Source organism: Marinifilum breve (assembly GCF_003202155.1).
Taxonomy (GTDB): Bacteria; Bacteroidota; Bacteroidia; order Bacteroidales; family Marinifilaceae; genus Marinifilum; species Marinifilum breve.
The window spans coordinates 847,261-873,342 of the sequence record NZ_QFLI01000001.1 but is presented as its reverse complement, the minus strand read 5'-3'; the positions used below and the strand labels follow the sequence as shown (position 1 = coordinate 873,342).

The window sequence follows — 26,082 nt, the reverse complement described above, 5'->3', positions numbered from 1 at the left end:
AAATTAGAGATGAAAAAAAAACTTCTATATATGGGGCTTTTGGCTGTTGCAGGAATGAATCCTGCACAGTCTATGGCCAAAGACAAAGCTGAACAAGCAGAAAAGAAAAATGTACTTTTCATTATGGTGGATGATTTGCGTCCACAACTGGGATGTTATGGACAAACTCAAATTAAGTCGCCTAATATCGACAAGCTTGCCAGTGAGGGTACATTGTTCAGAAAAGCATATTGTAACTACCCGGTTTGTGGTCCATCAAGAGCCAGCTTGTTAAGTGGTCTGCGTCCCAATGCGATTCGTTATATCAACAACCAGAGTAGTGTGGAGAAAGATGAGCCTAATATTGTTCCTATTCAAAAAGCTTTTAAGGACAATGGGTACTATACTGTAAGTTTAGGTAAAGTATATCATCACAGATTTGATATGGTTGAAGGGTGGACCGAAAGACCATGGCACGCAACTGACGAAGAAAAACGAAAAGATCATCCGGATGGTTGGCGTGACTACCAGAATAAAGACAATCTTGCCCTTTGCAGGGATAATAAGGGGAGAGCAAACTCTTTCGAAATTGGAGAGGTGAAGGATGAGGATTACTTTGATGGAAAGATTGCCAAAAGAGCCATTGAAAAACTGAAGAAGTTCAAGAAATCAGGACAGCCATTCTTTATGACTGTGGGATTCATCAAACCTCACTTGCCATTTAATGCGCCAAAGAAATATTTCGATTTATATCCAAAGAACTCAATTGAGCTGCCTACGAACTACTATGCATCTGAAAATGCACCGGAACAATCTCTACATAATTGGTGGGAGTTAAGAGCTTATCAAGATATTCCGTCAAAAGAGGGGAATTTGACCGATGAGAAAGCCAAGGAAGTGATTCGAGGTTATTATGCATGTGTTAGCTATGTAGATGCCATGGTGGGTAAGGTATTGGATAAACTAAAAGAGTTGAATCTGGATGAGAATACAGTTGTATGTTTAATTGGAGATCATGGATGGCAATTGGGAGAGCACTCGTTGTGGTGTAAACACAGTAACTTTAGCAAGGCATTGAATACGACCATGATTGTAAAAGCCCCTGGAATGAAAGGTGGTCACGAAACAAATTCTTTAGTTGAGCTGATTGATTTATACCCTAGTTTTTGCGATTTAACAGGAATTGATGCCCCTGATCATTTGGAGGGAAAAAGTTTTGTTCCTGTTTTGAAGAATCCTAAAAAGAAATGGAAGGAAGTGGTGTATTCTAAAATGGGTGATGGCTGGACCGCAATTACTCAGCAATACATTTATACAGAATGGAAGAATAAAAAAGGCGAGACTACAGAGAGAATGCTATTCGATCATAAAAATGACCCGGAAGAAAATGTGAACGTTGTTGACCAAGCGAAAATGAAAAAAGTAGTGGCGAAAATGTCAAATCTTCTGGACCTATATGTTGAAGCAGAATAAGAAAGATGAGAAATCAACTGATTAAAAATACTTACCATTGGTCGTTGTTTCTATTGGGAGGAATTGCTTTGCATTCGTGTGGTGCAAACCAAAACTCACAGGAGAAACACTATGAGCAACCCAATATTCTATGGATTACTTGTGAAGATATCAGTCCCAATTTGGGTTGCTATGGTGATTCAGCTGCAAAAACTCCTGTCATTGATCAGCTGGCTGCAGAAGGAGTGTTGTTTACCAATGCTTTTGCTACGGTAGGAGTTTGCGCACCAAGCCGATCGTCTATCATTACTGGTATGTATCCTGTTTCCCTTGGAACTCATAACATGAGAACCGGAAAAGACATAACAGGAATTTCCAAGGGGAATTATAACAAGGAAACGGGTATAGTAGATCCCAAAGGAAACTCAGTACCTCAGTATTCGGCAGTCATCCCTTCTCAGGTAAAGTGTTTTACTGAATATCTGCGAAAAGCAGGATATTATTGTACCAATAATGCGAAGACAGATTATCAGTTCGCTGCACCGATTACGGCATGGGATGAAAACGATACGCAGGCACATTGGCGAAACAGACCCAAAGGAAAACCATTCTTTTCGGTATTCAATTTGAACGTGTCGCATGAATCACAAATTTGGAAGAAGAAAAACGATTCTTTACGAATAGATCCAAAGGCTCCGACTCTTCCTCCTTATTTTCCTGAAGATTCCATTGTGCGAAAAGACATGGCTTGCAACTACTCCAACATTAGTGAAATGGATCAACAGGTTGGAGAAATCCTGCAGCAGTTGAAAGAGGATGGCTTGTTGGATAAAACCATTGTTTTTTTCTATAGCGACCATGGAGGTCCTCTGCCACGAGGGAAAAGAGCCATTTATGATTCCGGGCTGAAGGTTCCTATGGTAATCAGGTTTCCAAAGCAAAAGCATAGAGGAGTTGTGAACAGGGAAATGGTATCCTTTGTCGATTTGGCACCAACCGTGCTTTCTCTGGCAGGAGTTGGGGCTCCTGACTACATGCAGGGACAGGCTTTCCTTGGACCATACAAAGCCAAAGAACCGAGAACTGAAATATACGGTTCCAAGGATAGAATGGATGAGTTTTATGATATGGTTCGTAGTGTTCGCGATACCCAATACTTGTATGTGAAGAATTTTCATCCGGAATGGTCCTATTACAAGGATATCAAATATCGTAGACAATTGGATATGATGAATCGTTTGTTGGATTTGAAGGCTAAAGGAGAGTTGAATAAGGAGCAAAAACTCTTTTTTAGAACCAGTAAGCCAACTGAGGAATTGTATGATGTGAAAGCAGATCCTTTTCAATTAAATAACCTGGCTCAGGATCCAAATTACAAAGCCATCATGGATAAGATGTCTGTAAAGTTGGATATCTGGCAGAAAGCGGTTGGAGATAAGGGATATATCCCGGAAGGAGAACTGGTAAGGCAAATGTGGCCAAATCTGGATCAACCTGTTACAGCCAAACCTACGTTTGAAAAACTTGGTGATGCATATGAAATACATTGTGCAACGAAAGGGGCATCAGTGGCTTACCAGATTACCCGTGATGGGAAAAGCAAAAATACGTGGAAGCATTGGCAGGTTTATCAAAAGCCAATTCAATTGAAAGCAGGAGAATATTTACATGCTGTTGCAATTCGTATTGGTTACAAACAGAGTGTTGAGAATAAAATAAGGAAATAAAATGCAAAAAATAAAAAAATACATGGCCTTGGCCTTGGCAAGCTTGCCATTGTTGGGACAAGCTCAGGAAAAAAAGAATGTCCTGTTTATTGCAGTAGACGACTTGAAACCCATTTTAGGTTGCTATGGTGATGATTTGGTGAAAACACCTAACATTGACAGATTGGCCAAACGTGGGGTAGTATTTACCAACAACCATTGCCAGCAAGCTGTATGTGCTCCTTCAAGAGCCAGTCTTATGTGTGGGATACAGCCAGATAAGACAAAAGTATGGGATTTGAAAACACTTATTCGTGATATGAATCCCGATATTTTAACCTTACCACAGCACTTCAGACAAAATGGATATTTCACCACCAGTGTGGGAAAAATCTACGACAAGAGAAGTGTGGATGAACACCATGACAAAATATCGTGGAGCGAAGCTCAAGCCTTTGAAGGAGATTATAAATATTACGACGATAAGTGTGGAGAGCCTGCTTTAGGCTATTACCAATTGCCGGAGACCAAGGAAAAAGTAGCCAAATACCGTAAGGAAGCAGAGGCTATGGGCAAGAAAGGATATGGAATTACCAAATATGCAATTTCCTTTGTTAAGCCAACTACCGAATGTGCCGATGTGCCTGACAATGCTTATGTAGATGGCGTGTTGGCCTTATCGGCTATCGATCGTTTGGAAAAGCTTTCCAAAAAGGAAGAACCATTCTTCCTGGGTGTTGGGTTTAAGCGTCCTCATTTGCCTTTTGTGGCTCCCAAGAAATATTGGGATTTGTACCAGAGAGTGGAAATGCCATTGGCAAAATATCAGAAAGCAGCTGAGAACGGACCTCTTATAGCCTATCACAATTCTGGTGAGTTGCGCTCCTATACCGATATTCCTCCTTTGAAATCTTTTTCGGATATTGAATCTGATTTGATTCCAGTTGAGAAACAAAAAGAAATGATTCATGGATACTATGCAGCGGTTTCTTATATAGATGCACAGGTTGGTAAGGTGTTGAATGCTTTGGATTCTTTGGGATTAACAGAAAATACTGTTGTTGTCCTGTGGGGTGATCATGGCTGGCACCTGGGCGATCATGGCATTTGGTGTAAGCATACCAATTTCGAACAGGCTACCCGTAGTCCAATGATTATTGCCGATGGAGAGAATCATACTGGAGTATGCAAAACACCTACTGAATTTCTGGATCTGTTTCCAACACTTTGCGATTTGGCAAATATTGAAACTCCGGAGCATCTGGATGGAAAAAGCTTACTACCTGTACTGAAGGACCCTAAGAAGGAGGTGAAACCTTATGCCGTGAGTCAGTTTCAAAGGGGAAAGGCAGAAGGTTATGCTTTTAGATCGGAAAGGTATCGTTATGTGGTTTGGGTGAAAAACATGTTTAGAAATCCATCACAATTTTCAAAGGATTTAATATCTGTTGAAGAGCTTTACGATTACGAGAAGGATCCTCTGGAGACCAGAAATGTTGTAAATGATAAGAAATATAGTAAAGTAAAAAAGCAGATGGAGAAATACTGTTTGGATTACTTTAAAAACAGATAAAATGGTATCGCCTGCCGGATTGATCCCCCTCCAACTAATTCGGCGGGTTGATATTTTTATCAATAAAGAAATGGTTTTAAAAGGAAATACAGAATGGTTAATTACTCAAAGATGAAAAACAAGAATGTGATAATGGGTTTTTGCTTCTTTTTATTTCTACTTCCCAGTTTGACTTTTGCGCAGGAAGGTGGAGAGGATATTTATATAAATCAGCTTGGTTTTTTGCCCAATGTGGAAAAGATTGCTTCAGTTCATGCTGTGGATGAGGGAGACTTTCTGATTCGCAGGACTGCAAACAATCAAATTGCATTCTCCGGGCAATTGGAAAAAGCAGCTTATTGGAAAAGTTCTGGTGAGAAGATCCTGATTGCTGATTTTTCAAAATTACAGGAAGAGGGAGAATACTATCTGGAAGTTCCGGGAGGTGGAAAATCAAGTAAGTTTACCATTTCCAAAGACTGTTTCAAAAATGTATTGCAGGCTACATCAAAAGCCTATTATTACTGGCGTTCTGCCTTCCCGATAACAAAAGAATTTGGTGGTGAATGGAACCGTCCTTTAGCCCACCCGGATACAGTGGTGTTTATTCATCCCTCAGCTGCATCAAAAAAGAGACCTGCCGGAACTGCTATTAGTGCTCCCGGAGGTTGGTATGATGCAGGCGATTACAACAAGTATGTGGTAAACTCAGGCATTACCTGTTACAGCTTGATGTCTGCCTATGAATTTTCAAAACAAAGCTTCAATTCCTTGAGCATGAATATTCCCGAGTCCAATGACTACACTCCCGATATTCTAAATGAAGTGTATTATAATCTGAAATGGATGATGAGTATGCAAGATCCGCATGACGGGGGAGTATATCATAAACTAACAACAGCAAACTTTGCCGGAGAACACATGCCGCACAAGGTAAAGAACAGGAAAAGATACGTGGTTCAAAAAACCACAGCTGCAACATTGAATTTTGCTGCGGTGATGGCCATGTCTCATCGAGTATTAAAAAAGGATTACCCAAAGTTTGCAGATCAATGTTTGCTTGCTGCAGAAAAGGCCTGGGCCTGGGCAGGAAGATATCCTGTGACCTTTTACGAACAGGAAGAACTCAATAAAAAGTATGATCCGGATATTAACACAGGAGCTTATGACAATAAAAAGCTTAAGGATGAATTTGCCTGGGCTGCAAGTGAACTGTTCCTGAGTACGAAGAATAATGAGTATCTTCATCATGCCATGAATTATTATAAAACAATTCATCATATTGCGGTACCAAGTTGGGGCAATACAGCCATGCTTGGAATATACTCCTTATTGAATAACAGAGAAAGCATTCCCCTTTCAGATAGAAAGGAATTTCATATTTTAAATCGAAAACTATTGAAAATGGCTGATGCTTTGGTTGACTCCTATTTAAAATCGCCAAACAGAACGGCTTTCGGAAATCAGGAGGCTCACTTTAAGTGGGGATCAAATGCCATTGCAGCCAATCAGGGTATGCTTTTGCTGCAGGCATGGATACTAACTGGCAAACAGATGTATTATGATGCTGCTTATTCAAACCTGGACTATATTTTGGGACGAAATGCAACCGGATACTGTTTTGTGACTGGTTTTGGTAATCAGAATCCCAAATATCCGCATCATAGAATTTCTGCAGCAGACGGAGTAAAGGAGCCTGTACCAGGTCTTTTGGTTGGTGGTGCCAGCAATATGAAACTACCAGCCTTTCAATTTCCATCAAAGTATTCAGCAAAAAGATATCAGGATGAATACAAATGTTACCTTACCAATGAAGTCGCAATTAATTGGAATGCTCCCTTGGTGTTCCTGATTAGCGGACTAAGCAATAACTTTTAAATTTATAACATGTATCGACCGAGAAGACTAAGGATAAAACTATTTTTGCTATTTATTGGATTTCTATTCCTGTCCTCCTCTTTTGCCCAGAGCAAGACGGAAGGAGAGAGGACAAAGGCCTTTGAATTTGTTCGGGAAATGGGCCGGGGAGCCAATTTTATGGCAGCCAAAATGGAAGGACGTTTTCACTCCAATCATGATTTTCAGCTTTTAAAGGAAAATCATTTTACCCATTGTAGAATAGGGGGAAAGCTAAATCTTCATATGGGACAAGCTCCCGATTATACAGTTGATGCCGATAGAATTGATGATTTAAAAGAGGCGGCAGACATGTGTTTGGCAAATGGACTGATCGCGGTGATTGATCCTTTGCACCTTTATAATGAGCATTACCGCGATGATCAGTTAGCTGCTCTGAAGAAAATCTGGTCGCAGGTGGCTCATGCATTTGCTTCATATCCTACCGATAAGCTGGCTTTCGAAATCATGAACGAGCCGCACAAGGGCTACGATTTAAAGAGTATGATTCATGAAAGTATTGCTGAGATAAGAAAAGTGGAAGGCAATGAAGAGCGATTGGTTATTGTGTCGGGACAAGGGTTTACCACAAGGAAAGCTTTGATTAATGCTTTTGACGCCGATGTATTTCCCACTGGCGATTCCTACCTGATTGGTACCTTTCATTACTACGATCCCAAAAGCTTTACCAAGCAAGGTACTTTTGGTGTGACAACCCATTGGGGAGAAAATGGCGTAAATGATGCAGATTGGTCAGTAGTGGAAGAAGCTTTTGACGAGGTAGAGGAAGCAAACAATAGTTGGGCTCAGCGACATCAAACGATTGTCTTACCTCTTTATTTGGGAGAGTATGGCGTGGACAACCAGGCGCCTGACGCCGATAGAAAAAGATGGCTTTCCTGGATAAGAATGCAGGCCGAAAAGCGTGGTTATTCAACCTCCTTGTGGAACATGTACAATTTGAATAGCAAGGGAATTGGCCCCTGGGAGAAGGAGCAGAAAGATGATCCTTCCACAAGATATTTTGAGCAGGATGTGGTTGAGGTTTTAATGACCCGATATGAAATGGAAGATGCTGATGTAAGCGGACAACTGGAAATTGTAGACGAAGCTGAGAATGTTTCGGGAGAACAGTATCTTACTTATTCAAACGCACAGCATGGCGATCAGGCTGTTTTGAATAGTGTTTATATCCCCAAATCAGATCAATATAGCTTGACCATTCGATATAAAAATCAGGATGAGCAAAATGCGGTTTTAAGAATTGTTGCTTTGGATCAGAATGGAAATAAAGTATCGGAGCAAGAGGAGGAATTCTTTCCGTCAACTGCGGATAGTGAGGGATGGGGAAAGATTCTTGTGAAGCTTGATATGGAAGCAGGAGAGGATAATCAGATCAAGCTGACAGGTCTTGACCAATTGGAATCATTACAGCTTGATTACCTCTGTATCTCTCTGGGGGAATATTACGACAGACTTTATCCTGCGGAACGAAAAGAGGCTGATGTGCCAACTGCTGTCATTTCACCTGCCGAAGAAAAAAAAGTAAACATACAGGTCTATCCAACCATCTTTTCAAATCATACCAATATCTATTCCAATCTGAATGGTGGTGAGAAAGTCACTTTTCAAGTGAATGATTTATTGGGAAGACCCGTTCAAAAAGGAAGCTTACCTCCTGCGAAGTCGAGTTTGTTGTTGGGGCAAAATTATCAGAATGGCTATTACCTTTTGAACTTTGTGGGAGAAGATTGGCGCAAGTGTATCAAATTGGTTAAAAAGTCAGGATTATAAGTTAGGTTATATATCAATCGTTTGTGCTTTCCCCTAAAACGCTTCTGTTTTAGGGGAAAGTTGTTTGTTGTCCCAGAGTCCCAATTTTTGAAAGTGAACTTTTGGGATATTGCAGGAACCAAAAACCAACCTTCGTGAACGCATTTTTAACTTCAATGCACTATCATTGGAATATTTTTGAGATAGAAGAATCAAAAAAATAGGTTTTGTATGATTTATAGTGGGAAAATACTATAAGTGACTAAAGTACTTGGATTACTTGCAGGACTTAAAGTGAAAGAGTCAGAGCTCTGCGGCTTGAGCAAAAAGAATATTGAAGAGTAATCATATGTCATATGATGGAATAATTAATCCAACTGTAAGCTATTTGTAAGGATGATAAAGAGCTCTAAAATTAATTACCCACTGCATTTTATATAGCACTAAAAAACAACAAACAGATATGGATCGGAGAGTTTTTGTAAAACAATTTTCATTAACCGTTCTGGGAACAGCTTTGCTTCCCATGGGTTTATCGGCAAAAAATAAGAATTTGTGGGGAAAGAAGATTACGCCTCAAATCTTATTTGATGAGGGTAAGTTGGATGTGATATTGCCGGAAGAGGCATTTAATCCCATGGGAAATTGGGAACAAAGCTGGAGAATTTGGATGCCTTTTAGGGGAAAGCCAGGTGAAGCTTCGGGCTATTTAAGTGTGACCAGAAATGTTGCAGATCACTCGGGAAAAGTAGAATATGGCGTTGAGCAGGCCATTTCTGAGAACAAGCAATGGATGCACCTTACCAAAGTTGCCATCAAGGCCAGGAACAATCAATATGGAACTCCTTTGAACTGGGAGGCTGCTACTGAATACATCAAAGCGCCGGGAAAAGGTTTTAAGGAAGACGTTGGTGTCTACCAGAGCTCCAATCTGACAAATGAAAAAGAGGACATCTGTTTGAACTTTACCTTGCTTGATACGGTTCAGAGAATGAAAATGGAAGGAGTAAAGGAACTGAACTTTACGCTTTTCGATGAACTGGATAAGGAGAAGAAAAATCACAGCATCAGATACAAGGAAGATACAACAATTCAAATTGGAGGAAAAACCGTTGAGGTTCATTGTTATGAGCAAATTGGTGAGGGAATGCTTCCCTGGATGTATTATGTGGATGCCAATGGACGATTGCTTCTTGCCATAAATGGGATGCGTGTTCTTATTGCCGATGTGGAGTGTAAAAGCAAATATCAGGCTTCTTATCCTGAAATAGGCGAAGTTTCCATTGAGAAAAGAGCTGCACAGTCAGGAAGAAAAGGAGAGATCAGAAAGGATAAGCGTCCGAACATTCTGTTTTTAAGTACCGATCAGCAAACCTGGAATACCCTGTCGGCTTTGGGAAACAAACATTTGAATACTCCTAACTTGGATCGATTGGCAGGCAAAGGGGTTACCTTCAGTCAATGTTACAGTCCAAATCCTGTTTGTTCTCCTACACGTGCAAGTTGGATTACGGGATTGGCAAGCAGTGAACACGGGGTAATTAAGAACGGGAGATCAATTATTTCAGGACTAAAAACTGTGGGGCATTCACTTCGTGATGCAGGATATGAAACGGTGTTTGCAGGCAAGTTACATGTTGGTATTCCTGATTCCTATGGTGAGAAAATACCCGGTTTCGATAAGGTATTGTGCATGGGAATTGGAGGGAAAGGAACCCTTGGTGATCAGGCGGTTTCCAGTGTGGCTGTTGGCTATTTGCAAAACAGGGACAGATCCAAGCCTTTTTATCTTACCGTAAATTTCTTGCAGCCGCATGACATCTGTAATTGGATCAAGAGACACAACAAGAATCACAAGGACAGACATTTGGATTCCGTATTGAATGAATTGCCTCCTTTGCCTGAAAATTTCAATGTGATATTAGAGGAACCTCTAAAGATGAAGGTTCCCAGAAAGAGGGAATGGACCGAGACTGACTGGCGCTACTACCTGTGGGCATACTACAGGATGGTAGAGGAAGTGGATGCTGAGATTGGTCGTGTACTGCAAGCTTTGGAGGAAACTGGAGAAGCCGATAATACGCTTGTGTTATTTAATTCCGATCATGGAGAAGGAAGTGCAAGTCACCAGTCGGTAACCAAAAACTATTTGTACGATGAGGCTTGCCGTGTGCCGATGATCGTTTCTTATCCGAAAGAGTTAAGATCTGGAGTTATCGATCATGAGAATTTACTCTCCTGTTTGGATATCGTACCTACTGTATGTGATTTTGCAGGAGCCAAATTGCCTGAAAACTGCAGTGGAATCAGTATGCGAAAACTGGCTGCAGGCAAGAAGAGAAAGCTTCGCGATTTTGTAGTGTCTGAGGTGAATAATGATAACGGGCGAATGGTAAGAAGCGAGGACTTTAAATTGATCGTTTATCGAAATGATTCAAACCATTTGTTTTTCGATATGAAGAATGATCCCGGAGAGACCATCAATCTGGCTCGAGACTCCAAATACAATCAGCAAGTAAAAGAGCATTTTACCATGCTTGAACAATGGGAGTCGAAACTAAGGAAAGCTTCATTTTGTAAGCCTTTTAATACGAAAATCAGTTAATATGAAGAACTTCTTTAACTCTACAATGAAACCAGCATCCGTTTTGGCATTGGCATCTTTGCTGGCGGTATCCTGTCAAAGCAAAAAAGTACAGGAAACTCATCAGCAACACCCCAATGTCCTGTTTATTGCCATTGATGATTTAAAACCCATGTTGGGTTGTTATGGCGACAGTTTGATACAAACGCCAAACATCGATCGCCTGGCACAAACAGGAGTAGTTTTCACAAATGCTCACTGTCAGCAGGCGGTGTGCGGCCCTTCTCGTGCCAGTCTGCTAATGGGAATGCGTCCTGATTTTTCGAAAATATATGACCTGAAGACATTCATTCGAGATAAGAATCCTGATATTACCACACTTCCGCAGCATTTCAAGAACAATGGATACAGCACTGCAGCGGTGGGGAAGGTTTTCGATGTTCGCTCGGTCGATCAACATCATGATTCCCTTTCGTGGAGTGAGCCTTACGAGCTTTTGGAAGGTTCCAACCCAATTGGAGAAGGATGGATCTATTCCAAAAAACGAATTAGTACCGAAGCTCCAGATGTTGCCGACAGCATTACTGTTGATGGAAAGATTTTGATGAGGGGAAATGAGTTGATGCAGCAATTGTCCAGGCAGTCAAAACCTTTCTTTTTGGCTGTAGGCTTTCATAAGCCACACTTGCCCTTTGTGGCTCCCAAAAAATACTGGGATCTCTATGATCGAAATGATTTTAAGGTGCATCCTTTCCAGGAGAAACCAGAAAATGCACCAGGCTTTGCCTATCAGCCAGGTTGGGAAATCAGAAGTTTGTATGAAGATGTACCCAAAAAAGGGAAGATTGCAGACGGCAAACAAGTGGAGTTGATTCATGGGTATCATGCCTGTGTTTCCTTTATAGACCAGCAAGTAGGCCTGTTGTTGAAACAGTTGGACGATTTGGGATTGAGAGAGAATACCATTGTGGTGTTGTGGGGCGATCACGGATGGCATTTGGGCGACCATGACATGTGGTGCAAACACACCAATTACGAGCAGTCTACACGCTCTCCACTAATTATTTCCTATGGTTCCAAATTTAAGGGAAGCAATGCTTCACCTACCGAATTTGTTGATATTTTTCCAAGCCTCTGTGATTTAAGTGGTGTAAATACCCCGGCTAAACTTGATGGAACAAGTCTGCTTCCCATCATGAGTGGAGAAAAGGAAAAGGTGAAAGACGTTGCCGTGAGTCAGTTTCACAGAAATGGGAATCTTATGGGATATGCTTTTAGAAATGAACGTTACCGTTATGTGGTGTGGTTCAAAAGCAAATTCAAACAAGAGGAGATTGGTCCTTTTGGCGAGGATATGATAGTTGCCAAAGAGCTTTACGACTATAAAAAGGATCCTCTGGAAACCCGCAACCTGATTGATGACAGTGCTTACACTTCGGCAAGAAAGGAGATGGAGCAATTGAGCAAAGACTATTTTCAAAAGAGTGTGAAACTTGTTCAGAATTGACGCAGGACAGAATTCTAAATACAATAACGCAGATATTGCAACTAGCAATGTCTGCGTTTTTCATTTTTGTGATTTGTGGGCATGTTCCAATAATTTTTTAGTATCTATTAAACTTTTGGAAGAATGCCCATAAAAATTGAGTGCCAAATTTTCGCTTTGGCTCAAATTATGGGAATTTGAAACTCAAAATATCACTAGGCAAGTGTTGTTTCCTTCCCGAAAAATTGCTTGAAAAACTACTGTTTTTGGTTCATCTATTTTCTTTTAGAGTATTCAAATATACTAGTTGTGAAAGCTAAAAAAAAGCCTTTGAATTTCTGTAGTAGGCTGGCAATTACCTTTTTCAGATGAGCTTCTTTTTTGCACTTTAGCGCGATAGATCGTAAAACCTACCTTTCCGATTCATGAGTGAACCACCTTTCATCCCCCTCAATCTATTTTTGCTACTGTTCCTTAAAGCTTTAAAAAAATCGGGGCCTTCCACAATGTGTCATCGTTTGTGCCAATAAGGAACAAAGGATAACGAAACTTTAAGATAATTGATAAATTTTTCAATTGGCAGAGGTTTTTTCAAGCAAATAGAATTTGAGAGTAAGCAGGCTGGTTGAAGGAAAAATAACAAATACATGAACGAAACTATAAAAACAAGAAGAAGCACAGGTCTTTTATCAAGATCAGCTAAGAGCTTAAGTTTAGCGATGTTGCCATTCTGTTTATTGGCAGGAGAAAATCAGGCGCAGGCTGTTGTACCTGTAAGTAAAAAAGGTGATTCGGCAGGGAAGTATATCGCATCGCAGCAGGAAAAACCAAATATCATCTTTTTTATTGCTGATGATATGGAACGTTTTCAATTTAATTGTTTGCCAGAAGGTAAGGGTAAAAACTTGACCCCCAATATCGATCGTTTGGCAAAGGAGGGAACCATTATGTTCGGACAGCATGTGAGTTCGGCTGTTTGTACTCCTAGTCGATTTTCTTGTTTGACCGGTCAGTATGCCAGTCGTGCTCAAAATGAAGGATTTTTGAAGGATACCAAGAGAATGGATGGGGAAACTGTGGTACAATGGAATTCTTTTATGACACCAAAATCGAATTCAATTGCCAAGCTTTTGAAGAAGCAGGGATATACCACAGGTTTTTTCGGAAAAGATCATGTAATTGAGGCAGAAGGTTGGAGAAAACTTCCTTTGGATACGGATCCTACTTCGCCGGATGCTGTGAAAGTACTGAAACGAAATGCCAAGCTGATTGCCGATGCCATGAAAAAGTGTGGCTTTGATTATGCCGGGGCAAATTATTACGATAACCCAAGCTATTTGGGACCTGAAAAGTTGAGATATCACAATCTGGACTGGATTACAGAGAAGAGTTTGAACTTTATGGATAAAGCAGAAGATCAGCCTTTCTTCCTTTACTATGCTACAACTGTTCCTCACGGACCAACAAATGCAGAACAGGCCTGGGATGCGGATCGCAGAATCACCTCAGAAGGAATTTTGGATAAAGCACCTAATGTGCAGCCAGCCAAAGAGACAATTGGTCAGCGTTTAATTGATGCAGGATTGGCAACACCGGGAAATATTCCTGAAAACAAAGCTAATGTATTGTGGATTGACGATGCTCTTGGTGCTTTAATGCAAAGACTGGAAGATGAAGGAAAGTTAGACAATACCATCATTTTCTTCTTTAGCGATCACGGTCAGTATGCCAAAGGATCGGTTTACGAAGGCGGTGTAAGTAGCCCGTCAATTGTTTGGAAAAAGGGAGGATTCAAGTGTGGCAATAGAAACGAGGCCTTGGTTTCAAACATCGACTTTGCACCAACCATCTACGATATGGCCGGTGGAAAAGTTGAAAAGGTGAAAGCCTTTGATGGAAAAAGTTTCTTGCCAATTCTGGATGGAAAGAAAGAAAAGATTCACGAGTCGCTTTATTTCGAAATGGGATTCTCTCGCGGGGTGTTGATGGACAATCACAAATACATTGCTTTGCGTTACCCTGAGTATGCCATGAACTGGAGCATGAAAGAGCGTCAGCAGAAGTTGGATGATTGGAACAATTTCCGTATCGCAAACAAATTGAAATACCATTTCGATGACGCAAGTCTTCCTTTTTCACACTTGATGTTGATACCTGGAGGTGGTGATGCTGAATACCCTTCAACAAAACGCTATAAGCACTATTACGATGCCGATCAGCTTTACGATTTAAATAAAGACCCTAAGGAACAAGATAACCTGTATGAAAACGAAGCTTACAGCGCCAAGTTAAAGGGATTGAAGAAAGAGTTGAAAAAGTATTTGAACGACTTACCGGGAGTTTTCGGTGAATTTAAGAAGTAGAAATTAGTTGGTTAGAAAAGAGTAGGACCTATTTGTTACGTCCTGCTCTTTGTCCCGAAAATGATCAATCGGCAACAGAAACATTAATGACTAAGAAAATGAAGTACGGATTTTTTGATGATGAAAGAAGAGAGTATGTAATTACTCAACCCAATACCCCATTTCCATGGATCAATTATTTAGGTAACGAGGATTTTTTCTCCTTGGTTTCAAATACAGCAGGGGGTTACAGTTTTTATAAGGATGCCAAGTTTCGTCGCTTGAACAGGTACCGTTACAACAATGTGCCTATGGATAGCGGAGGACGTTATTTCTATATCAAGGACAATGACACAATTTGGTCGCCAGGGTGGAAACCTGTAAAGACAGAATTGGATAAGTATGAGTGTCGTCATGGTTTGAGTTATACCAAGATTACAGGTGAAAAAAATGGATTGGAGTCAGAAGTTACTCTTTTCATTCCACTTGGGAATTGGTGCGAAATTCAGAAAATGAAATTGACCAACAAGAGTGAAGAAGTTAAAAAGTTTAAGCTTTTCTCTTACAATGAGTGGTGTTTGTGGAATGCCGAAGATGATCAAAACAATCTTCAGCGTAACCTTTCTACTGGGGAAGTTGAGATTGATGGTTCTACATTGTACCACAAAACAGAATACAAGGAGCGTAGAAATCACTTTGCATTTTATCATGTAAATGCCGATATCGATGGCTATGATACCGACCGTGAATCCTTTATGGGATTGTATAATGAAGCTTCAGGACCACAGGCTGTTTTAGATGGATCTCCTCGCAATTCAGAAGCTCACGGATGGTCTCCAATTGCATCTCATTATTTCGAGATTGAGTTGCAGCCAGGAGAAAGTAAAGATTTGATTTTTGTTTTGGGATACGTTGAAAATGCAGAAGACGACAAGTGGGAGAGCAAAGGCGTTATCAATAAAACAAAAGCAAAGGCACAGATAGCCAAATTTGATACAGTTGAAAAGGTAGATGCTGCCCTGGAAGAACTGGCTGCTTACTGGGAAAACCTATTGAGTATTATTACGCTGGATCACGAGGATGATAAGTTGAACCGAATGGTAAACATCTGGAACCAGTACCAGTGTATGGTTACCTTTAACATGTCTCGTTCTGCATCTTTCTTCGAGGTAGGCATCGGACGTGGTATGGGATTCCGTGATTCCAACCAGGATTTAATTGGTTTTGTACACCAGGTTCCTGAACGTGCCCGTGAAAGAATCATCGATATTGCCTCTACTCAGTTTCCTGATGGAGGATGTTATCACCAGTATCAGCCACTTACCAAAAGGGGAAATGATGCCATTGGTGGTGGATTTAACGATGACCCAATGTGGTTGATTTTAGGAACTATTAGCTATATCAAAGAGAGTGGCGATTTCTCAATTCTTGATGAATTGGTACCATTTGATAATGATGAAAGCCTGGCTCAACCATTGTTTAATCACCTAACGATTTCTTTCAATCATGTGATTAACAACTTAGGGCCAAATGGCCTGCCATTGATCGGAAGAGCTGACTGGAACGACTGTTTGAACTTAAACTGTTTCTCAACCAATCCGAATGAGTCTTTCCAGACTACCGAGAACAATACCGAAGGTTCGAAAGCTGAATCATTGATGATTGCAGGTTTGTTTGTTGTTTATGGAAACGACTATATCGATTTGTGTAAGCAACTGGGCAAAACAGAAGAAGCCGGGCGTGCACAGAAAGCTGTGGATGAAATGAAAGAAGCAGTTAAAGCCAAAGGTTGGGATGGTGAATGGTTCCTTCGCGCCTACGATTTTCATGGAAACAAAGTAGGATCTGACGAAAATGAAGAAGGAAAGATCTTTATTGAATCTCAGGGATGGTGCTCCATGGCTGAAATCGGAATCGAAGAAGGCATGGTAGAGAAATCATTGAACAGTGTAAAGGAGAGATTGAATACACCTTACGGTATTGTATTGAATAATCCTGCTTTCAGCAAGTATATGATTGAATATGGCGAAATCTCAACTTATCCTGCCGGATACAAGGAGAATGCCGGAATTTTCTGTCACAACAACCCATGGATTATTATCGGGGAAACCAAAATTGGTCGCGGTAAGGAAGCCTGGAATTACTTCAAGCAAATCTGTCCTTCTTACTTAGAGGAAGTTCAGGAGCTTCATAAGGTAGAGCCTTATGTGTATTGCCAGATGATTGCAGGGAAGGATGCCTACAAGCCAGGTGAAGGTAAAAACAGCTGGTTGTCAGGTACAGCAGCATGGAATTTCTATGCAGTTGTTCAGTATATCCTGGGAATTCAGCCAGACTATAATGGAATAAAAATAGATCCTTGTATTCCTGAAGAGTGGAAAAACTATACCGTGAATCGTAAGTTCAGAGGTGCAAATTATCAGATTGAAGTGGAAAATCCTGAAGGTGTTTCCAAAGGAGTTAAAGAGCTTTGGTTGAATGATCAGAAATTGGATACCAATATCGTTCCTGTAATGGATAAAGGAACCTGTAATAAGGTGAAAGTTGTTATGGGATAAAAGCAAGAACAAAATCAATGCTTAGTAATAATTAACTATACAGTGGATAGCCCGGCTTGCGACAGACAATTAATCTGCCTCAGGTTCGGGCTATTGAAATACAATATAGACAAGACTTTTTAACCAAACGAAATTCTATGAATAACGAAAAGATACATATCAAAGAAAAGATTGGATACGGTTTAGGGGATACGGCCTCAAATCTGTTCTTTCAATCCTTCATGCTGTTTCTTCTGTATTTTTATACAGATGTATTTGGTATTCCTGCTGCGGCAGCAGGAACCATGTTTCTGGTAACCAGAATCTGGGATTCGGTAAACGATCCTTTAATGGGAATTTTATCGGACAGAACCAATACCAAGTGGGGAAAGTTTAGACCTTATATTCTGTGGTTGGCCATTCCATTTGGAATTATCGGAGTACTAACATTTACAACTCCAGATTGGTCTGTAGCCAGCAAAATTGTATATGCATACATTACCTATACACTAATGATGATGGTGTATACGGCTATCAATATTCCTTACTCTGCCTTGATGGGGGTGGTTTCATCCAACCCTATTCAGCGCACAAGTTTTTCTCAGTACCGATTTATTTTTGCTTTTGCAGGGGCTTTTATTGTGCAGGGAATTACCCTTCCATTGGTTCAGCAGTTTGGAGGAAACGATGATTCTGTTGTGATTGCAGAGCAGGTTCAAAATGAAATTGTGATCACTGAAAAAGGAACCGGAACATCTAAAATTGAATTGGAAGCTACTGTACCGGGCGAAGAACCGGTTGAAGGAAAAATATCACTTTGTGTACTTACTCCTGAAATGTTTGCTGAGGCAGATACTACAAGTGGACTACTGACCTTGCAGAAGGGGTTTGAAAAGAAAACTGTGATTGTTGCTGATTATATTGAAGGAGTTGACCTTGGCAAGGCTCAACTGAAAGTAAGTGTTGTGAACGAACGCAAAGGTTTTATGTGGGCAATGGTGGTTATGGCTACCCTGGCAGTGATCATGTTCCTGATTACTTTTGCAACTACCAAAGAGAGAGTTCAGCCTGCGAAAGAGCAAAAAACATCACTTAAAGATGACATCAAAGATTTGGCAGCCAACAAGCCTTGGTGGATTTTGTTTGTGTTGGGAATCTTTACCTTATCCTATGTTTCCGTTCGAAATGGAGCCATCATGTATTACTTTAAATACTATGTGGGGAATGATGCCCTGGCCTCTGGCTTTATGATTGCAGGTACCATTGCAACCATTGCATCCATCACCTTAACGGAGTGGTTGTCGAAAACCTTCGGAAAAAAGAGAGCATACATCTATAGCATGATTCTTACCAGTGTTTTGACCGTTGCCTTCTATTTTGTTGGGAAGGATGACATCATTGCCATGTTTGTATTACAGGTATTAATCAGTTTTGTATTTGGGCCAACTGCACCTTTGGTGTTTGCGATGTATACCGATGCAGCAGATTATTCAGAATGGAAAACCGGACGAAGAGCAACAGGTTTGGTGATGTCGGCATCAACCATGGCACAAAAGTTTGGATGGACCATTGGAGGAGCATTGGCAGGATGGTTATTGGCTGCATTTGGTTTCAAGGCCAATGTAGAGCAAGCCGACGGAGCTTTAACAGGAATTCAATTGATGATGAGTTTGATTCCTGCTGCGGGAAGTGTGCTGGCAGCCATCTTTATGCTGTTCTACAAGCTGGATGAGAAGTTTTTAGGTGAAGTAGAACAGGAGTTGAAATTAAGAAGAGTAAAGGACTAATTTTTAATTGTAAATTGAATAGGGGCTGCAAGGCGTAGAGGTTTTGTTATTTGGTAGAGTACTTTTTGTAGTGGCGTACTCGATTTAGCAGCCCCTCATTCATTTGAATTAGTTCGAACTTGAAAAGTTGAATTGCATGAATAAGAGATTAATTATATCGATTGGAATTTTCCTGCTGGCAGCTTTGTCTGTCATGAGTCAGACAATTGAACCTTTACAATCTGTTAAGACAAAGCAGAAGTTGCTTGCTTTTACATTTGATGATGGACCCAATCCGCAGACTACTGCTGAAATCATGAACTTGTTTGAGAAAGCAGATGGAAAAGCCACCTTCTTTACCATTGGGAGAAACCTGTCGAAGCATACAGCCTTAGCCAAAGAGGTATTGCAAAGAGGGCATGAAATAGGCAACCATAGCATGACGCATAAACGTCCGTTGGAAACTACCACGAAAGATGAATCGATGCAGGAGATAAAAGGCTTTCAGGAGATGATAAAGAAAGAATTGGGATACTTGCCAAGCTTGTATCGTGCCCCTTTTCTAAAGTATGATATGCTGAATAGTAATAATTTGGAATCTCTTGGCTTGAAAGCGGTGAATGCTTCCGTTTATGCCAGGGATGCAAAGAAAGATGTACCAGTTGAGGGAATCGTAAAACGAATCATGGAGGAGGTTCATTCAGGGGCGATTGTTCTTTGTCATGAGAGACAACATACCATCAAAGCATTGAAGCAAGTACTTCCTCAATTAAAATCAGAGGGGTATCAGTTTGTCACCGTATCGCAATTACTGTCTTCGGGTGAAGAAAATTCCATAGCAGCCAATCATTCGCTGATTAAGATTAAAGGAAGTAAATATCATTACATCAAGAATGGAGTGATGGTATTTCCTCGTCATTCAGCCAGCTTATTGGCAATGTCGAAATCTAAAAGCAAGTTTAGTCCTGTAAAAGCACAAACAAACACAGGTGTTATTGTGTCATTTAAAACGGCCAGTCCCAAAGTAAAGGTCAACTTTAAAGTATTGGAAGGAGACAATCGAGGACCTGTTTTCGGAATCTATCAAAATAAGGAGTTTGTAAAAGTCGCCAAGTTTGGAAAAAAGGATGGACCCTTATTATCATTTGATATAGAATCTGCGCATAAAGCTAAAGAAGTTAGCTATGAAATCAGTCTTCCGAACTGGTCCAATGTAGGTCTTGTAAATATTGAACTGGAAGAAGGACATCACTTGAAAGAAATTAAATCGGAAGAGAAACCTGTTTATGTGGCTTACGGAAATTCCATTACTCATGGTACCGGGCAGCAGGCAAGTCATCAAACCTATCCTTTTATACTATCCCGTGAAATGAACTGGGATTTGTATAATGTAGCCGTAGGAGGAGGGAAAACTTCTGTGCCTATGGCTGAAATGATCAGGGATGACTTTTCCCATATCGATTACATGACCATCCTGATTGGATACAATGACTACAATGGAGAGGGAATATCAGCGAAAGCGTACAGCAAAAGATTGGAGAATTTCCTGACAAACATACGTGAAAAACACAGCCATACCAAGCTGTTCTGTATTACACCAACCCATACAAAAACTCTGCGCAGTAAAAAGAGTGGGGAGAGTATAGCTGAATTTAGAAAGAGTATGACTCAGGTGGTGAAAGAGTTTCAACAGAATGGCGATCAGAACATTTTCCTAATCAGGGGAGAAGAGATTTCCAAACTCGAAGACCTGAAAGATGCCGTTCACTTTAATGTGGAAGGTGCCAAAAGTTTTGGAGAGAAACTATCAATAGAATTAAAGAAGAGACTAGCTACTAATAACTAGAGATTGAAGAAAATGAAGTACGGATATTTTGACGATAAGAATAAAGAATATGTAGTGGAACGACCGGATACTCCGGCATCATGGACCAACTACCTGGGAGATACAAACTACGGAGCGATTATAACCAATAATGCCGGAGGATACAGCTTTTATAAATCAGCAGCTCAGGGGCGCTTTACCCGATTGCGTTTCAACTCAGTCCCTATGGATCAGGCAGGGCGTTACCTGTATTTTCACGACAAGGATTCCAAAGATTTTTGGTCGGCTTCATGGCAGCCAGTTGGAAAGTCGCTGGAGCAATTTAAAACCGAGTGCCGACACGGAACTGCTTACACAAAAATTAGTTCGGAATACAAAGACATCGCTTCGGAAGTAAGCTACTTTGTTCCCAGGGGAAAGGCTTATGAAGCATGGATGGTGAAGCTTACCAATAAGGGCAAGGAGACAAGAAACTTAAGGGCTTTTCCGTTTGTAGAGTATGCCTGTAACTGGAATGCAGGGGATGATTTGGGCAACCTTCAGTACACGCAGTACATCGCAAACATGTCGGTTGTTGATGGCATTATCGATCATGGATCGAATATCAACATGCCTGAAATGCCTGAGGATTTTCAGCAGAAGGATCAGCAGCGCCATACCTTCTTTGCCATGGTAGGAGCAGAGGTTTCGGGCTATGACACCGATAGAGATGTATTTATTGGCAGATACAATGGCTATGGTAATCCTGATGTTGTTCAAAAAGGGGAATGCGCAGGCTCACTGGCCGAAGGAGGAAATCCTTGCGGGGTTTTACAAACTGACATTTGCTTGCAGCCGGGAGAATCTGTTGAGTTCGCCATTGTCATGGGAATTGGTAGTGCACAAAAAGAAGGTGCTGAGGTAAAAGAGAAATATGCAGACCTATCGATTCTGAAAAATGAATTGGAAGAGTTAAAGAACTACTGGCACAGCCGTTTGGAAGTAATGCAAGTTGAAACTCCTGATGCTGATGTCAACAGCATGCTGAATGTTTGGAGTCCATACAATTGTCAGATTACCTATGCATGGTCAAGAGCTGCCAGTTTAGTATATGCTGGAGTTCGTGATGGTTTAGGGTATCGTGATTCAGTACAGGATATGTTGGGCGTGATGCATTCTGTTCCCGAAGAGGCAGGAGAACGTCTGGAGCTATTGATCACAGGTCAGGCTTCAACCGGAGGAGCGATGCCAGTGGTGAAGCCATTCGCACACAAACCAGGACAGGAGAAAGAACCTGAGGCAAATGAATACCGTTCAGACGATTGTTTGTGGTTGTTCAATGCCATTCCTGAATATGTAAATGAAACAGGGAATTTTGATTTCTACCTAAAAGAACTACCCTATGCCGATAAGGGAAAAGATTCTGTACTTGGACATTTAAGAAGAGCCATTGAGTTTAACCTGGAGCGTTCAGGAGCTCACGGGATTCCATGTGGATTGGCTGCCGACTGGAATGATTGCCTGGTTTTGGGATATGAAGGTGAATCGGTGTTTGTAGCATTCCAATTGCGTTATGCTTTGGCCAAATACAGTGAGGTTTCTGAAAAACTGGGCTTGACAAAAGAAGTGGAATGGGCAGAGCAGGAGTTAAGAATTTTGGATAAGAGTCTGGAAGAGCATTGCTGGGATGAAGACCGTTACGTTCGTGCCTTTAGTGATAAAGGATTCCGTTTTGGAGCCAAAGAGAATGAAGAAGGTAATATTTTCATGAATCCACAGGTTTGGGCTGTGATTAGTGGTCATGCCAATAGGGAAAAAGCCGAAAAGGCAATGAATGTCGTTCACGACGATTTGTATACTGATTATGGGATCATGTTGTGTGCACCACCATTCGAAAAATCAGATTTTGATATTGTTCGTGCCGTATTGTTCAACCCTGGAATGAAAGAGAATGCTGGGATTTTCAACCATACGCAAGGTTGGGGAGTAATGGCTGAAAGTATGTTGGGAAATGGAAACAGAGCATACAAGTATTACAAGAGCTACTTGCCTGCAGCATATAACGATATGGCCGAGGTAAGAGAAATTGAGCCATATGTATATGCACAGTCAACACATAGTGTTTACAGCAAGCGATTTGGTTCTTCCCGCTTGCCATGGTTGAGTGGAACGGCAACATGGGCTTACTATGCTGCAACAAGATACTTATTGGGAATTCGACCAGAAATCGATGGTTTGACAGTAGATCCTTGTGTCCCGGATTCATGGGAAGGTTTTAAGGTTGTAAGAAATTTCAGAGGTGCGGTTTATAACATCTCTGTTTCAAACCCTAATCGTGTAATGAAAGGGATTGCCTGCCTAAAAATGAACGGTGAAATTATTGAAGGAAACAAGCTACCTGTTGGCGAAGAAGGCAAAGAATATCAGGTAGAAGTAATTATGGGATAACCTTACAAATAAATAAGTATGAGACAAAAAATTCTTATTCTAATAGCTGCTCTGTTTGTATGCGGAGCAGCCCTGGCAAAAGCTCCGGTTAAGAAACACGGAAAATTAAAAGTTGTTGGTCGTCAGTTGTGCGATGAAAAAGGTAGTGCGGTTCAAATTAAGGGAATGAGTTCCCATGGTTTGTATTGGTTTGCACACTGTATGAACAGAAGTTCTATGGAAGTTTTGGCCAAAGACTGGAAGGTTGATGCAGTGCGATTCGCTTTGTATCCAAAGAACTATAAAGACAATCCGGCCTATTATACCAGGCAAATTGATGAGTTGGTTGAAATAGCGGAAGAATTAGGGCTGTATTGTATAATTGACTGGCATGCCATGGATTCAGGAAATCCTAATAAAGTGCTGGATGATGCGAAAGTTTTCTGGGAACATATGTCGAAAACCCATGCAGGCAAGGAGCATGTGATTTATGAGATTTGTAATGAGCCCAATAAAACAACCTGGGAAGAGGTGAAGAAATATGCAAATGTGATTATTCCACTGATACGTAAAAACGATAAGGAAACCGTTATTCTGGTGGGAACACCTGATTGGAGTTCAAATTTGGCAGCGGCGGCTAAGGATCCTTTGAATTTTGAGAATATCATGTATACTTTCCATTTTTATGCCAAGAGTCACAAAAACAGGAAGGCATTTATTGAGGCTATTCAACAAATTCCGGTATTTGTTTCGGAATGGGGTACCAGTAGCTACAATGGAGATGATGGAAATGATTATGAGAGTGCCAAAATCTGGTTGGATATCCTGGCAGGAAACAACCCGGAGCAACTAAAAATTAGTTGGATGAACTGGAATTTGAGTGACAAGCCAGAAGCTTCATCTGTATTTAAACCAGGAAGTGGTGTGCGTCAGGAATGGGATCAGTTGACTGAGACCGGGGAGTGGATTAAAAAGCAGTTTGGGAGATAGCAGCTATCAGCTATCAGCTATCAGCGTTCAGTCTTTAGTTGTTTGCTAAAAATCATTTACTAAAATTTCGAAGAATCGGATTGAGTTTTATGACTGAGATTTTTCTTTTAGCTGATAGCTTGTAGCTGACCGCTGATTGCTATAAAAACACCATTTTACAGAATAAATTAGACTTAGATCGAATACACTATAACTAAGACCATGAAGAAGCATATCATAAAAAAAGGAATAGGTCTGGCAATGGCAGTAATGCCATTACTAGGGCAAGCACAGGAAAAGAAAAATGTTCTTTTCATTGCTGTGGATGATTTGAAACCTGTTTTGGGATGCTATGGTGCGGAGCAAATGAAGACTCCCAATATAGATCAACTGGCAAAGCAAGGGGTTGTTTTTATGAATAATCATTGTCAGCAGGCAGTATGTGCTCCATCCAGAGCTAGTTTGCTAACAGGAGTTCGTCCCGATAGCACCAGGGTGTGGGATTTGAAAACGAAGATCAGAGATAAGAATCCTGATATTTTGACTTTGCCACAGTATTTTAAAAATCAGGGATACACAACTACAGGAGTAGGTAAGATTTACGATCGCCGTAGTGTAGATGCAAAGCATGACAAGCATTCCTGGAGTGAGGAATTTGCCTTTAGTGGTGATGAAAAATACAAGAATACAGAGCTTGGTGAAGAAGTTCTGGGGCATTATCAATCTGCTGAAACAAAGGAGAAAGTAGCTTTCTATACTGCGGAAGGGAAAAAGAAGAATAAAAAAAGAGGTGCTTTAAACAAGTATGTGATGAAGCACATTAAACCTTCATCCGAATGTGTGGATGTGCCTGATAACGCTTACACTGATGGTGTACTTGCTTTATCAGCGATTGACAGGTTAGAGAGATTATCAAAAGATGAAAAACCATTCTTTCTGGCAGTTGGTTTTAAGAAACCGCACTTGCCATTTGTGGCTCCTAAAAAGTATTGGGATTTGTACGACAGAAATGAGCTTCCTTTGGCAGCTTATCAGAAGTTTTCTAAAAACGGGCCAAAAATCGCTTATCACAAGTCAGGAGAAATTCAGTCATATAGCGATATTCCTAAATTGAAGTCTTTCTCAGATATTGGACCAGATCTACTTCCTGAAGAGAAACAAAGGGAATTGATTCATGGCTACTATGCATCGGTTTCCTATATGGATGCACAGGTGGGAAAGGTGTTGCAAGCCTTGGATTCACTTGGCTTACGAGAGAATACCATAATTGTATTGTGGGGCGATCATGGTTGGCATTTGGGTGATCATGGCCTGTGGTGCAAGCATTCCAACTTTGAACAGGCAACACGTTCTCCTTTGATTTTTTCAGCACCTGAGGCACAGAATGGAACAAAAGTGAATGCTCCATCGGAGTTTGTAGATATTTTTCCAACACTTTGTGAACTTTCAGGTATCGAAGAGCCGGAACATTTAGCTGGAACCAGCCTTGTGCCTTTACTTAGCGGAGAGAAGAAATCTGTAAAGAAATACTCGGTAAGTCAGTTCCGAAGAGGAAAAGCAATGGGCTATGCATTCCGTACCGAGAGATATCGTTACGTGCTTTGGATGGGAGAAAACTTTAGAACGACACAAGCTTTCAATAAAGATTTAATCGTAGGGGAAGAACTTTACGATTATCAAAAAGATGAATTGGAAACCCGTAACCTGATTGGGAATAAAGAATACAAAAAAGTGTATGAGCAAATGAAAGCTACCAGTGTTGATTTTTTCCAGGCTCAATTCAAAAGATAGTTTAACCAGACAAGAAAT

General features: G+C 40.8%; 14 protein-coding genes. All 14 read left to right on the top strand.

The features are described from left to right. The first annotated feature begins 9 nt into the window (after positions 1 to 9). The 14 genes from DF185_RS03560 (at position 10) to DF185_RS03495 (ending at position 26,064) form a co-directional block, all read left to right on the top strand. On the top strand, positions 10 to 1,452 hold the full coding sequence (locus DF185_RS03560) for a sulfatase (RefSeq protein ID WP_207784565.1): 1,443 nt from the start codon (positions 10 to 12) through the stop codon (positions 1,450 to 1,452). A gap of 5 nt (positions 1,453 to 1,457) precedes the next feature. After that, positions 1,458 to 3,158 carry a sulfatase family protein gene (locus DF185_RS03555; RefSeq protein ID WP_110359327.1) on the top strand — a complete coding sequence of 567 codons (1,701 nt, stop codon included), beginning with the start codon at positions 1,458 to 1,460 and terminating at the stop codon, positions 3,156 to 3,158. A 1-nt stretch (position 3,159) separates the two neighbouring features. Further along, the gene (locus DF185_RS03550; protein ID WP_110359326.1) at positions 3,160 to 4,710 is read left to right on the top strand and encodes a sulfatase; all 1,551 of its coding nucleotides are present in this window, start codon (positions 3,160 to 3,162) and stop codon (positions 4,708 to 4,710) included. A gap of 111 nt (positions 4,711 to 4,821) precedes the next feature. After that, positions 4,822 to 6,567 carry a glycoside hydrolase family 9 protein gene (locus DF185_RS03545; protein WP_165835929.1) on the top strand — a complete coding sequence of 582 codons (1,746 nt, stop codon included), beginning with the start codon at positions 4,822 to 4,824 and terminating at the stop codon, positions 6,565 to 6,567. A gap of 159 nt (positions 6,568 to 6,726) precedes the next feature. Then, a complete protein-coding gene (locus DF185_RS03540) occupies positions 6,727 to 8,379 on the top strand; it encodes a cellulase family glycosylhydrolase (RefSeq protein ID WP_165835928.1) in 1,653 nt (550 codons plus the stop codon). Positions 8,380 to 8,821: 442 nt separating this feature from the next. Beyond that, entirely contained in the window at positions 8,822 to 10,963 is a 2,142-nt protein-coding gene (locus DF185_RS03535; RefSeq protein ID WP_110359323.1) for a sulfatase family protein, read from the top strand. A gap of 1 nt (position 10,964) precedes the next feature. Next, positions 10,965 to 12,449 carry a sulfatase gene (locus DF185_RS03530; protein ID WP_207784564.1) on the top strand — a complete coding sequence of 495 codons (1,485 nt, stop codon included), beginning with the start codon at positions 10,965 to 10,967 and terminating at the stop codon, positions 12,447 to 12,449. Positions 12,450 to 13,075: 626 nt separating this feature from the next. Then, positions 13,076 to 14,791, top strand: a complete 1,716-nt coding sequence (locus tag DF185_RS03525) for a sulfatase family protein (protein ID WP_207784563.1) — start codon at positions 13,076 to 13,078, stop codon at positions 14,789 to 14,791. Positions 14,792 to 14,889: 98 nt separating this feature from the next. After that, positions 14,890 to 17,328, top strand: coding sequence for a glycoside hydrolase family 94 protein (locus tag DF185_RS03520; RefSeq protein ID WP_110359441.1), 2,439 nt, complete (start codon positions 14,890 to 14,892; stop codon positions 17,326 to 17,328). A 137-nt stretch (positions 17,329 to 17,465) separates the two neighbouring features. Beyond that, positions 17,466 to 19,094: an MFS transporter gene (locus DF185_RS03515; RefSeq protein WP_110359321.1), complete on the top strand. Its 1,629-nt coding sequence runs from the start codon at positions 17,466 to 17,468 to the stop codon at positions 19,092 to 19,094. Positions 19,095 to 19,230: 136 nt separating this feature from the next. Next, positions 19,231 to 20,919 carry a polysaccharide deacetylase family protein gene (locus DF185_RS03510; protein ID WP_110359320.1) on the top strand — a complete coding sequence of 563 codons (1,689 nt, stop codon included), beginning with the start codon at positions 19,231 to 19,233 and terminating at the stop codon, positions 20,917 to 20,919. A gap of 12 nt (positions 20,920 to 20,931) precedes the next feature. Then, positions 20,932 to 23,325 (top strand): glycoside hydrolase family 94 protein, encoded by a 2,394-nt coding sequence (locus DF185_RS03505; RefSeq protein WP_110359319.1) that lies wholly within the window; start codon positions 20,932 to 20,934, stop codon positions 23,323 to 23,325. A gap of 18 nt (positions 23,326 to 23,343) precedes the next feature. After that, entirely contained in the window at positions 23,344 to 24,294 is a 951-nt protein-coding gene (locus tag DF185_RS03500; RefSeq protein ID WP_110359318.1) for a glycoside hydrolase family 5 protein, read from the top strand. Between the two features lie 201 nt (positions 24,295 to 24,495). Further along, complete coding sequence (locus tag DF185_RS03495; RefSeq protein WP_110359317.1) at positions 24,496 to 26,064, top strand: sulfatase; 1,569 nt, start codon at positions 24,496 to 24,498, stop codon at positions 26,062 to 26,064. Positions 26,065 to 26,082: the final 18 nt, after the last annotated feature.